Below are 12,624 nucleotides of genomic sequence, written 5' to 3'. Positions count from 1 at the left end.
GATTTAGTCCTTAAAAATATTCATTTGAATCATGTTTGAAAGTCCGAGTTTGTGCATTAAAGCAGTCCGTGATTGAGGGTTTCTTTTTGCTTCAATTGAGATAAGTTTACGCATTTCTGAATTAAAATGTACCCGTGGATATTGGTTTAAAATTTGGTTTTTAAAACTGTTTGAAAATAAGCTGAGATCAGTCCCAATGACATCACAGGAAGTGGCTTTTTGTAGTAATAGCACTTCTTTAGAAAGACTGTGATCACTTTCATCTAAACTGCCATTCATATGTAAACAAATCGCATTTGAAATATTAACCATTTTGTCTTCGGGATAATGGTGTTTGCTACAGAGTGTTTCAGCTCTTAAGGCACTTTCAAAGCTAAAACATTGACATGCATATTGATCCAAATGATTAACCAGTCCTAAATCATGCATCAAACATGAAATAACAAGACTCTCTTGATCAAATTGCCATTGTTTGGTGTGGGCGATAGCAACAGCCCAAAAATAGCTCCGCCAAGAATGATTGATGATCGCTTGTGAAGCCGTTTGTTCTAATTCGTTCATCGCTTCTTTGACAATTGCTGTGTCAGGAATCTGAAAATTATCCAGTGTAAATGAAGTTGAATCATGATTCGCTTTTAGAAAAGTTTTGCCATAGTTCAGTGTGGCAGGAATGAGAACTTGTTTTATAAGCTGAGTTTTTTCTTTAAAGCTAAGTTTTCCATTACTTGTATTCATCCACGCTCGTGATCCAATCATGACCAATGCGTCCTTTTGTTAACTTTAGAGTAATTACTCTAAATTATTATGCATAGATCATTTAGCAAGACAAGACCGTTTTCTTTGAATTTGTTTGAATAGTCTTTTATGCCAAAAACGAGAATTAAAATGAAAAGGTTTGTTTCCTTATCATCAAATTTTTTCATAAATCAAACAGCGCTCAAGTGAACTTATTAATATTGGTATTGAACGTTGCTTCTCCTTTTGGACGAAAGTTAGGATGAGGTTTTTATGTTGATTTAGGTCTTAAAAAGGACTGATGAACGAAACCTATTTTTCTTAGACATTTAAGTTGATAGATTTATGACAATGTCATTGAATAGTCTGCGTGTGTATATTGATCATCATAAATTTTAAGTAAGGGTATAATGCCTTAAAAGTATTTCTTAATAAAAACAGTTAAATTACAAAATAGTCTGATTATTTTAAGCATAAGTTGGGAGTGAATAAAAAAATACACTAAACTTGGCGACTTGCCAATATTTCCTATTTCTTATCATAAAGATATCAGACGTGAATTTTGCAGATACTCATTACTTTATTTTGATTGTACCGATCTGCCTGATATTAATGGGCAGTTTACTTTTGATCTGCCATTATTTTTTTAAAGCACCTACTTATTTATTTTGGTTGGGTCTTGGATATATCGTGCCGTCTTTTGCTTTAGCTGCACAAAGTTTTATGTCTAACCAACAATTAACATTCTCTGCCCCTGTTGTTGGTGGTTTATACCTATTTGGTGCATGGGCCAGTGCATATACTATGGCATTGAGAAAGAAAGCCAGTGCGCACACTTTAGTGGCTTTCATTTTGATCCTTATCACAATATGTCTGCTGGTCTATTATTCTTTTGTCGATGAACAGCTATGGATGCGAATGCTAATTTTAAACCTGAGCATTGCCACAGTTGAATCCTTAGTTTTAGTATCTATTTTTAAAGATGATAAGCAAAGTGATTGGTTAAATAAGCTGGTCGATTATTCTTACCTTTTTATTGTTTTATATACTTTTGTCCGCGTCATTATTATTTTCTTGTTTTTGAAAAATATTGAAGCCAGCATGCTTGTAAATTCAGTATGGTGGTTAATGATGCTTGCTGCCAGTATTATCCTGAGCATGTGGTTTGCGATCGTACTTTTAGGGACATTAGTACGAGACATTATTTTAAAATTAAATGATGAACGTTCTAGAGATCCATTAACACATTTACTCAATCGCCGTGGCTTTTATGATGCAGCTAAAATCAATTTAATCGATTTGCCAGAAAAACAATATTTTTTGCTGATGTGTGATGTCGATCATTTTAAGAAAATTAATGATACCCATGGGCATCTGGTCGGTGATCAGATTTTGCAAAGCGTAGGTCGTCTTGTTAGTCAGCATGTCGGTGAAAAGGGCTTAGTGGGGCGTTTTGGTGGTGAAGAGTTTATTGTTTTATTACAAGTTGAAGATCTCGATTATGCCTATAAAATTGCTGAGCGTATGCGGACTGCTATTGAAACTGAGCAATTTTTAACTCAATCCATCGTATTGACAGCCAGCTTTGGCTTAACACAAGTGAGACATCGTAATTTAGCGAGTGGTATAGAAGCTGCTGACAAACTTTTGTATGTTGCCAAACGTAGAGGGCGCAACTGTATTGCGCAAGATTCATCAATCGAACTTATGTGAATTTAACTTTGTCATAATGCTAAAATATCATAAAAACCCAGTAAAATAGTTTAGAAAGCATCAACTTCCTGTCATACTACAGCACTACAAAATGGATACTTTTAAATCGAGGTAAAAAACGTGATTTCAGTGGGTATTGTCGGTGGAACAGGTTATACAGGCGTTGAATTGTTGCGTCTTTTACTACGACATCCAAATGTTCAAGTGAATGTACTGACATCACGTACCGAAGATGGTCGCCGTGTAGATGATATGTTTCCAAGCTTACGTGGGCACACCGAGCTTAAGTATTCAGATTTAAACATTGATGAATTAAAAAAATGTGATGTTGTGTTTTTTGCGACCCCACATGGTGTGGCAATGCAGCATGCACAACAACTTTTGGCAGCAAATACCAAAGTTATCGATTTAGCCGCTGATTTTCGCTTGCAGAATTTAGCACAGTTTGAAAAATGGTATGGGATGCAGCATGCCTGCCCAGAGATACTGAAAGACTCTGTTTATGGTTTATCTGAACTTAATCGTGAACAAATTAAAAATGCCAATGTTGTCGGTAACCCGGGTTGTTACCCAACAACTGTTCAGTTGGGATTAGCGCCACTTTTTAAGCAAGCTGAAACATTGGTTAAACCAGAAAGTATTATCATTGACGCGAAATCTGGTGTATCAGGTGCAGGGCGTAAAGCTAGTCTAGGCATGATTTATTCTGAAAATGCAGATAATTTTAAAGCCTATGGCGTTGCTGGACATCGTCATCATCCTGAAATTGTAGAAGCATTAGAAAATATTTCGGGTCAAAAAAATGTATTTGATCAGATTCTTTTTGTGCCGCATTTGGTTCCGATGATTCGTGGTATGTTTAGTACAATCTATGTTGATTTGACAGAGCAAGGTGCAGCAGCAGATTTACAAAGTCTTTATGAAAAATTTTATGCAAATGAAATATTTGTAGACGTAATGCCTGCAAATAGTTCACCAGAAACACGTTCTGTACGTGGTGCAAACCAACTCAGAATTGCACTGTATAAACCGCATCCGAACAAGTTAATTGTTTTGTCTGTTCAAGACAATTTAGTCAAAGGTGCGGCAGGACAGGCTGTACAAAATATGAACTTAATGTTTGGTTTTGCTGAAGATGCTGGTTTACAAGGTATCGGATTATTACCATAAAAAACGCTTTATGGCTTCACACACATATAACTTTGCGGTTAAATGTGTGTTTTGATTCTATCAATAATACTTAGAGATGATGATGCAGAACACAGAAACAAATACCGCGTCACAACCAGCTCAAGCACCGAAAAAGCCTTTTTTAAAAGGGAATATGCCTTTGGTGATCGGTGGGGTTGTATTATGTGCTGGCAGTGTACTTTTAGGTTATACGGTTGGACATCGCCAAGGGCTAACGGTAGTCGGTTTTGATGCAGATGCAGAACAGTTGGTAGAAGTTGTGAAGCAACAAAAAACAACGCTGGCTAATTTAAATAAAAGCTTAAATGCTGCTGTACAGGAACGAGATGTGGCTGTTTCGAACTCTAACGATTTGTTAGAGTCATTGAACAAAGCCAATGCTGAAAAATCACAAGTTGATGTGATGAGTGCGATTTATCGTGAAGTGTTAAAACAACGTGGCGGTTTGAGTTTAACCATTCAAAACTTGGCGGTTAAGCCATTACCAGAAAACGCTTATGAATATCAGCTTGATCTTATTCAAGTCAGTCCAAGACGTGCGACGGGTTCTGTTGAAATTCGTTTGATTAGCGGTACTGAGGTGTTAACAGTGCCAATGGCAGATGCGAATTATAACTTTACTGATTATGAGCGCTTAACTGGTCGTTGGACCATGCCTAAGGGCTTTAATCCACAATTTATCGAAATCCGTCTAAATGGTGCCACGCCAGTGGTTAAACGCTTTAGTTGGTCACGTGGGCAAGCTGTAGACAGTGCAGCAGCGTTTGCTGCAGAGGTTCCTCAAGCTGCGGCTAATTCTCAATAAATCATAAGTATTTTGAAAAATATGCGAACTAATAAACGTCAAATGAGTTTAAATGAAGTGAAATCATCATTCCGTGATTCAGGATTTATAGATTGGCACTTGAGTATTCGTATAAGTAATTCAGAAGATCCAAACCATCCAGACCATGATCAAGCAGATGTTGCAGTACAAACTGCACCACCTGAAGTGAAGCGACCACCGATGTATTCTGTCGTTTTATTGAACGATGATTACACTCCGATGGACTTTGTTATTGAAATTTTACAACAATACTTTGCTTTGAATCTTGACCAAGCCACTCAAGTAATGTTAACAGTACATTATGAAGGAAAAGGTGAAGCTGGTGTTTATCCAAGAGACATTGCGGAGACTAAAGCCAACCAAGTTAATAACTACGCTCGATCTCAAGGTCATCCATTGCTTTGTCAGATTGAGCCAAAAGAATAAGGGGGTTTCATGCTCAGTCGTCAATTAGAAGTTTCACTCCGTTTGGCTGTTAGCATGGCTCGTCAAAAGAGACATGAGTTTCTTACGGTTGAACATTTATTATTGGCTTTACTTGATAACGATTCAGCGGTAAATGCCTTAAAAGCATGCGGTGCTGAAATTATCAGTTTGCGCAAAGAGTTAGAGGAGTATGTAGAACAACATACCCCTAAACTAGGAGAAAACAACGACCAAGCCCCTCATCCAACTGAAAGTTTTGACCGTATCTTACAACGTGCAATTTTCCACGTTCAGTCAAGTGGCGGTGATCGCACAGTAGAGGGTGCAGATGTACTGGTTGCGATGTACTCTGAGCGAGATTCTTTTGCCGTTTATTTGCTAAAACGACATCAAATCAATCGTTTGACTTTAACCCAATATTTGTCACACGGTGCGCGTAAAGAAGAAATTCAAGTTGAAGAAGAATCTGATGATTTAGAAGGTGAATCAAATGCTTCAGCAAATGCTGGACCACTTGAACTTTATACTTTGAATTTGAATATTGAAGCGCAAAAAGGCAAAACTGATCCTTTAATCGGGCGTGAAAAAGAAATTGAACGAACTGCTCAAATTCTTTGCCGTCGACGTAAAAACAACCCATTGCTTGTGGGTGATCCTGGTGTGGGTAAAACATCCATTGCTGAAGGTCTGGCATGGTTGATTGTGAATGGTAAAGCACCTAAACCACTTGCGACTGCTGAAGTGTTTAGTTTAGACATTGGTGCATTGGTTGCAGGTACAAAATACCGTGGTGACTTTGAAAAACGCTTGAAACAGCTTCTCAATGCTTTGAAAAAGAAACCAGAAGCAATTTTATTTATTGATGAAATTCATATGATCATTGGTGCTGGCTCAAGTATGGGCAGTACCATGGATGCATCGAATTTAATCAAACCTGCGTTGGCGAATGGTAGTTTACGTTGTATTGGTTCAACCACTTTCCAAGAATATCGTCAAGTATTTGAAAAAGATCATGCACTATCACGTCGTTTCCAAAAAATTGATGTGAATGAGCCTTCTATTTCAGAGACAATTGATATTTTGCGTGGTTTGAAAAGCAAGTTTGAAGATTTCCATCATGTTAAATATGAAGATACTGCGCTAGTTTCAGCGGTTGAGTTGTCTGCTAAGTTTATTAATGATCGTTTCTTGCCAGATAAGGCGATTGATGTGATTGATGAAGCTGGTGCACAGCGTCGTTTAAAAGCTGAACAAGATGATACCTTGATTACAGTTGAAAATATCGAAGATATTATTTCGAAGATTGCACGTATCCCGCCAAAAACAGTATCTAAAGATGATAAATCGGTACTTGAATATCTAGAGCGTGATCTTAAACGTGTGGTATTTGGTCAAGATGAAGCGATTACAGCTTTGGCTTCTGCGATTAAACTGTCACGTGCAGGCTTGAAAGCGCCAGATAAACCAGTGGGTAGTTTTGTTTTTGCTGGTCCTACAGGTGTTGGTAAAACAGAAGTGACCAAGCAATTGGCAAAATTGTTGGGTGTAGAGCTTGTTCGTTTCGATATGTCTGAATATATGGAACGTCATGCGGTTTCTCGTTTGATTGGTGCGCCTCCAGGTTATGTTGGTTATGATCAAGGTGGTTTACTGACTGACGCGATTCATAAGAATCCGCACTGTGTCTTGTTATTAGATGAAATTGAAAAAGCACATCCAGATGTTTTTAACTTGTTATTACAAGTCATGGATCATGGTGCTTTAACCGATAACAATGGACGTAAGTCTGATTTCCGTAATGTGATTATTGTATTGACTACCAATATCGGTGCTGAAAGTATTTCTCGTAACAGTATCGGTTTTACTGAGCAAGACAATAGTAATGACAATCAAGAAGCGATGAAACGTGCATTTGCACCAGAGTTCCGCAACCGTTTAGATGGTGTAATTCAGTTTAAAGCATTGCCTACCACAGTGATTGAGTCTGTTGTTGATAAATTCTTAACCGAACTCCAAGCGCAGTTAGATGATAAAAAAGTGGTACTGGAAGTTGATCAATCTGCTCGCGATTGGATGGCTGAGAATGGCTATGACCGTTTAATGGGTGCTCGCCCAATGCAACGTTTGATTCAAGAACATTTGAAGAAACCACTTGCTGAGATGATTCTATTTGGTGAGCTTGCAGATCATGGTGGTAACGTTGCTGTCTCTGTGAAGAAAGAAAATGGTAAGGCGGTAGGGCTTACATTAGAAGTCTTTGAAGATCAGACTGCTGAACCAGCATAGTTGTGAATGAGCTTTAAAATAACCCGCATTGATTGCGGGTTATTTTTTGAATTAGACGCTTATAAAATATCAATTTTCTTTAACCAAGCTAGGAATAATGCTGGCCATTGTGTTGTTTCAGTATTGGCTTTGCCTAAGCCCCAACCATGTCCACCATTTTTGAAAAGATGTAATTCATAAGCGATCTTGTGTTGCTGCAAAGCGGTTTGCATATTGAGGCTATTCTGAACAGGTGAAATCGGATCATCAATGGCGTGGGCTAAAAAGGTTGGAGGTGTATTCTGTTTGACTTGTAAATCTACTGAAAACAAGATTTGTTTGGCTAAATCATGTTTTGATCCAAATAAGCTTTTATAAGCATGGGTATGATCTAGCGGCGCTTGCATACTAATGATTGGATAGAGTAGCGCCACAAAATTAGACCGAGCGGAAATTTGATCAATCGGATCATTTAAACTCGAAAATTGTTGTTGCCATTGTGTCGCAATGATTCCAGCTAAATGCCCACCTGCGGAGAAACCCAATACACCAATTTTGTCTGGATCAATGTTGAATTGATGTGCATGATAACGAATGATACGCAGGGCTCTTTGGCCATCTTGAAAGGGCGCAAGCAGATTATTGCCATCCTGATTAGGTAAGCGGTAAATTAATTCAAATACGGTAAATCCCTGTTCTTGTAAAAACTGTGCAGTTGGCGTGCTTTCTTTGGCCAATTCCTCTCTGGCATAACCCCCACCACTAATAACTAAAATAGCGATGTGATTGCTCTGTTTGGGGGAATATACGCGCAGTTGAGGAGAGATGATATGCTCAATAGCACCATGCTTATTTATCGTATATTGTTCACTGGATGGTGCCAGTGTCGCGCTATTGGGCCACAGTGGAAAACTCAGTGTTGCTGCATCTACATTTTGGCTAAGCCAGAGGAAAATGAAGAAATTAAACACGAAATGATTTATTTTCATTCATAAAAAACCAAAAAATGTAGATGCTGATATTTTATCCTATTTTAAACAAGGCACATTCATCAACATATTTTAAAAATGTATGCTTTTGTGGATGAGGCAAACAACAACTACAATTTATAGATAAAAGCTTAGTTGTTTTAGTCTGCTCAAAATTTTATTGCTTAGCTCGCGTGAAAATCACATATACTCTAACTTCATGATTATTCTTTGAGTATCAATGGACATTGCATTTACTAAAATTTTAACTACGATTTTATTATTTCTTGTCACAGCTGTTGCAGAAATTTTAGGTTGTTATTTTCCTTATTTGATTCTGAATCAAAATAAAAGCCATTGGTTATGGATACCTACCGTTTTAAGTTTGGCGGTATTTGTCTGGCTATTAACCTTGCACCCGGCTGCTTCAGGGCGTATTTATGCTGCATATGGCGGTATCTATATCTTTAGTGCACTGATGTGGCTGAAATTTGTCGATCAAGTCAGCCTAACTCGCTGGGATTTGTTTGGTGGATGTATTGTAATCATTGGGGCTTTGGTGATTATTCTGCAACCGCAAGGTTTGATTCGTTAATTCTCCAACAGCATTATCCTGAAGTATCTTGTGTTGTTTCAAGCTGGCTGATCTTACATACTTTGGGAATTGCTTTACGGTATGCAGCATAATCCTGTTTATATTGTTTAAACCATTTCTGATATTCAGGATTTAGCCTTAAATTGGCAAGATTGGGCTCATTTTCAAATGAGGATGGTTCTGTATTGTTCTCATCAGAAAATTCTAATTGTTTTAAGTAGGACAATGCTCGATCCGTTTGACCAAGCAGCGCATAGAATTCAGCGAGGAATTCTTTTTCTCGTTGAGTTTGTTTACGATTCTTATTCACCACAGCTTCAATTTTAGCCTGATTATCACGTAACCATTTTTCAGCAAGTTTCGGGTCTTCACGATTGAGATATTTAAAATATTGTTGCGCTAAAATAATAAAATTTCCTGCATCGAACGCTTGATTGGGATCAGATAAATAGTGAAATAAAGGCTTTTTAAGTATATTGATGAGGCGTTTTTGCTCATTCTCATCACGATGATATTTCTGTAACAGCATCAGCTTGTCACTGAGTACAGCATAATAATTTTTCTCATACTCCTCATTGTCTGGTTGCAACTTCATTAAGGTCTCAAATAGTTGTTCAGCCTTTAGCAAATAGTTTAGACGTGGCGTTGGGTCTATGTTTTTCCGATAATACACCGACATTTGCGCGTAGAATAACCCTAAATTATTGATTGCGATTGTATCGTTAGGATCACGTTTTTTTAACGCAAAATACGCCTGCTCAGTAAGTTCTTGAAAAGGCTGAGAGAGCGTGGTGCAGTGTTGTTCAAGCAAATATTCAGCGTATCCAGAAGTCAGAATCGCATAGTTGTGTAAATAGACAGAATCGTTATATTCAATGTCTTTGGCTTTTAACAGTTTTTGCACATTGGGTTGGGCTTTCTGGATTTGAGCCTTAATCTGTGGTTCAAGTTTGGCAAGATTTTTGGTTGCTAATACTTGATCCGTTAAATCTTCTATGGTTTGAATCTCAGCATCGTTGATATCTGCATAGCTAATTGAAGCGTTGAGTGATAATAAAAAAATAACAATTTTAATTTTCATTGTTGATTCTGCGTTTATCTATTCTTTGAAATAATTGTATACAAGCCAAGGAAAAACATCAAAAGTTGTTCTATTGGAATTAAAAAAGCATCCAGTAAACTGAATGCTTTTTCTTTCTTAGCGGTCATCCATGACTATTGAATAGGTGGATGCTGTAATTGGTTTAACTCTTTTTTACTGAAACCTCTAGAGATAAGTACCTTTTTAATCCCAGTAATTACATCCTGATCTGTCGCTTTCATCAACGCTGATAAAAGTTGATCATTGGATTTACAAGAGCAATCATTTTCAACACATGCAATTTGATTTTTATGTTCATTTTGCAATGTATCTTCAGCCGTAAACAGCTTTTGCCAAAAACTCATAGAGCCTTCATACACAACCTAACATAGTTCGAAATATAGCCGTTTTTTAATAAAATACAAGATCTGAGCGAAATAGATGGTCGAGTTATAGGCTGATTTTTTCGATGATTTGATATGTTTTAAACGGTTTGTTAAAAGGCCATGTTTTAAATGATTTATAACTTAATGATATATCAATAAATAATTTAAAGAAGTAGCTGCCATGCTAATTTACATGGCAGTCTAATCTTGTAATAAATTGTTTAAATTTTTTCGAGAAGAACCCCAGATTCTATATGATGGGTGTAGGGGAATTGATCAAACATCGCAAATTTCACAATTTTATGGGTTTTAAGCAAGGTTTTTAAATTATCATGTAATGTGTCTGGATTGCATGAAATATAAAGAATACGTTGAAAACCTTGCAATAGCATTAACGTATCGACATCAATCCCTGCACGTGGTGGATCAACAAAAACTGTATCAAACTCATAGCCCTGAATGTCTATTTCTGCTTCTTGTAAACGACGGAATTCACGTTCTCCGTTATAGGCCTGAGTAAACTCTTCTGCTGACAGGCGTGCAACTTGAATATTGTCGATCTGATTTTGTTGAATATTCCACTGCGCCGCATAGACTGAAGATTTCGCTAATTCAGTTGCCAAAACACGGTTAAAACTCAAGGATAAGGGAAGGGTAAAGTTACCATTACCACAGTACAATTCGAGTAAGTCTTTATTTTTACCTGCAACGGATTGACACGCCCATTGCAACATTTTTTGGCAAACTTGCGCATTGGGCTGAGTAAAGCTACTTTCAATTTGCTTATATTGAAATTTACGCTCAAAGACTTGTAATTCTTCAACAACAAATTCATCGGTTAAGACAACTTTTTGTCCGCGACTGCGACCAATGATTTTAACATTCAGCTTTTCAGCCAATTGTTTTGCTAAAACTTCCCATTCTTCACTCAGTGGCGCACGATAAATCAATGAAACCAGCATTTCACCTTTGAGCGTTGTTAGAAAATGCACTTCAAAAAGCCGTTTTGACAAGACTGAATTGGCTTTTAGTTCAGCCAATAAAACTGGCATAAGCTGATTTATACTTTGATCTGCGATCGGAAATTCATCGATACGAGCAACAGTTTTTTGTTGATTTTCATCTCGTTCAAACATGGCATAGAACATATCATCTTCAGTATGCCAAATTCGGAATTCTGCACGCATACGGAAGTTTTGTTCAGGTGAAGCAAATACTTCTAACGAAGGTGGATTAAATTCTGCGAATTGAGTTTGGATTCGTTCAATTTTGGCATCAAGCTGTTGTTGATAAGATGAAGTCATATAAATCAGAAAAACATTGGAATTAAGCAGTAGCGATGGTATCAAAAATAGCACCAGATGGACACCAGATTGCAGTCCATCTTTGTCAATTTATTTAGATCGGCTTGTCTATTGAAATAATCCTAGGATTCTTTAATCAAAGTGACGATGAAGATAAGTAACTCAACACTTACTTAAGTGTTTAACTAAATAGTCAATAAAGACTCTTACCGCAGGGAGTAAGCCTCGGCGAGAAGGGTAAACAGCGTGAAAGATCCCGTGCGGTGCTTTCCATTCAGGTAAGACACGAACCAATTCGCCTGTGGCGACAAAATCATTAGCAATCGTATCTGGAAGTAAGGCAATACCACAATTTTGGCTGGCTAATTTTGCCAGCATCATTAAATCTGACCCCATGAGTATCGGGTTAACTTTAATTTTTTTCTGTTGATTTTCACTATCATGTAACACCATTTGTTGATCTAAGTGCTCATCAACCATACTTAAAATTCGGTGTTCAGATAAATCTTCTGGTTTTTTGAGCATACCAAATTCATTTAAATAGGCTTGGCTTGCAAGAAGGTGCTGTTCAATATGTCCAAACTTTCTCAGCACTAAGCTCGGGTCATCGTCCAGATTTGCGCGCACACGCAAGGCAACATCAAAACCTTCATTGATGATATCTACTCGACGATTACTGACTAAAAGTTGTACTCTGATTTCAGGATAAGTTTTTAAAAAGTCAGGAAGGATTTTGGACAATTCACTTTGTGCAACGGTCACAGGTACACTGACTTTAATCACACCACGTGGTTGTTCACTGAGATGATCGACCAGATCATGCGCAGATTGTGCTGCATTCATCATCACTTGGGCATGACGGTAAATATTCATACCAATGTCTGTAACTGCGAAATGACGTGAACTTCGTTGAATTAAACGAACTCCTAATTTTTCTTCTAAATTATATACACGGCGACTGAGCTTGGATTTAGGAATATCCGTTGCACGTTCAGCCGCACTAAATCCCCCATGCTCTACAACCAAACCAAAGCAGTAAAAGTCATCCAAATCAGTGAGCATAAATACATTCCATAATTGCAACAATGACGCACTATTAAACTTAATTGTTGCATCAAGTCAACTTGTTAATTG

At 37.5% G+C, this 12,624-nt stretch carries 12 protein-coding genes; 6 read left to right on the top strand and 6 right to left on the bottom strand.

The genetic code is table 11. The features are described from left to right. Positions 1–3: 3 nt before the first annotated feature. Positions 4–756 (bottom strand): HD domain-containing protein, encoded by a 753-nt coding sequence (locus ACQ7EO_RS11710; protein ID WP_434277371.1) that lies wholly within the window; start codon positions 754–756, stop codon positions 4–6. A gap of 591 nt (positions 757–1,347) precedes the next feature. On the opposite strand from ACQ7EO_RS11710, the gene ACQ7EO_RS11705 reads away from it, so the two are divergent. The 5 genes from ACQ7EO_RS11705 (at position 1,348) to clpA (ending at position 7,177) form a co-directional block, all read left to right on the top strand. Continuing rightward, positions 1,348–2,448, top strand: coding sequence for a GGDEF domain-containing protein (locus tag ACQ7EO_RS11705; RefSeq protein ID WP_270382492.1), 1,101 nt, complete (start codon positions 1,348–1,350; stop codon positions 2,446–2,448). Positions 2,449–2,568: 120 nt separating this feature from the next. After that, on the top strand, positions 2,569–3,618 hold the full coding sequence (gene argC / locus ACQ7EO_RS11700; RefSeq protein WP_224965425.1) for an N-acetyl-gamma-glutamyl-phosphate reductase: 1,050 nt from the start codon (positions 2,569–2,571) through the stop codon (positions 3,616–3,618). 82 nt (positions 3,619–3,700) lie between these two features. Beyond that, positions 3,701–4,444 carry a DUF6776 family protein gene (locus ACQ7EO_RS11695; RefSeq protein ID WP_004720739.1) on the top strand — a complete coding sequence of 248 codons (744 nt, stop codon included), beginning with the start codon at positions 3,701–3,703 and terminating at the stop codon, positions 4,442–4,444. Between the two features lie 21 nt (positions 4,445–4,465). Then, positions 4,466–4,891 carry an ATP-dependent Clp protease adapter ClpS gene (clpS, locus tag ACQ7EO_RS11690; RefSeq protein WP_004720737.1) on the top strand — a complete coding sequence of 142 codons (426 nt, stop codon included), beginning with the start codon at positions 4,466–4,468 and terminating at the stop codon, positions 4,889–4,891. A gap of 9 nt (positions 4,892–4,900) precedes the next feature. After that, the gene (gene clpA / locus ACQ7EO_RS11685; RefSeq protein ID WP_004720735.1) at positions 4,901–7,177 is read left to right on the top strand and encodes an ATP-dependent Clp protease ATP-binding subunit ClpA; all 2,277 of its coding nucleotides are present in this window, start codon (positions 4,901–4,903) and stop codon (positions 7,175–7,177) included. Positions 7,178–7,236: 59 nt separating this feature from the next. Here the strand turns inward: clpA and ACQ7EO_RS11680 are convergent, their stop codons facing one another. Then, entirely contained in the window at positions 7,237–8,145 is a 909-nt protein-coding gene (locus tag ACQ7EO_RS11680) for an alpha/beta hydrolase (RefSeq protein WP_434277369.1), read from the bottom strand. A 220-nt stretch (positions 8,146–8,365) separates the two neighbouring features. Between ACQ7EO_RS11680 and ACQ7EO_RS11675 the strand changes: the two genes are divergently transcribed. After that, positions 8,366–8,719, top strand: a complete 354-nt coding sequence (locus ACQ7EO_RS11675) for a YnfA family protein (RefSeq protein WP_004720731.1) — start codon at positions 8,366–8,368, stop codon at positions 8,717–8,719. Positions 8,720–8,732: 13 nt separating this feature from the next. On the opposite strand, the gene ACQ7EO_RS11670 is transcribed toward ACQ7EO_RS11675, so the two are convergent. The 4 genes from ACQ7EO_RS11670 to ACQ7EO_RS11655 all read right to left on the bottom strand — a co-directional run bounded on the left by ACQ7EO_RS11670 (position 8,733) and on the right by ACQ7EO_RS11655 (position 12,552). Next, entirely contained in the window at positions 8,733–9,800 is a 1,068-nt protein-coding gene (locus ACQ7EO_RS11670) for a hypothetical protein (protein ID WP_434277368.1), read from the bottom strand. 134 nt (positions 9,801–9,934) lie between these two features. Next, on the bottom strand, positions 9,935–10,165 hold the full coding sequence (locus ACQ7EO_RS11665) for a hypothetical protein (protein ID WP_004720727.1): 231 nt from the start codon (positions 10,163–10,165) through the stop codon (positions 9,935–9,937). A gap of 242 nt (positions 10,166–10,407) precedes the next feature. Then, positions 10,408–11,490, bottom strand: coding sequence for a tRNA (uridine(54)-C5)-methyltransferase TrmA (trmA, locus tag ACQ7EO_RS11660; protein ID WP_434277366.1), 1,083 nt, complete (start codon positions 11,488–11,490; stop codon positions 10,408–10,410). Positions 11,491–11,652: 162 nt separating this feature from the next. Then, a complete protein-coding gene (locus tag ACQ7EO_RS11655; protein ID WP_004821316.1) occupies positions 11,653–12,552 on the bottom strand; it encodes a LysR family transcriptional regulator in 900 nt (299 codons plus the stop codon). Positions 12,553–12,624 lie beyond the last annotated feature (72 nt).

It is taken from the genome of Acinetobacter sp. CE-15 (assembly GCF_051059255.1).
GTDB lineage: Bacteria > Pseudomonadota > Gammaproteobacteria > Pseudomonadales > Moraxellaceae > Acinetobacter > Acinetobacter guillouiae.
The sequence above is the reverse complement of the archived record's forward strand: the minus strand, read 5'-3'. Positions and strand labels throughout refer to the sequence as shown.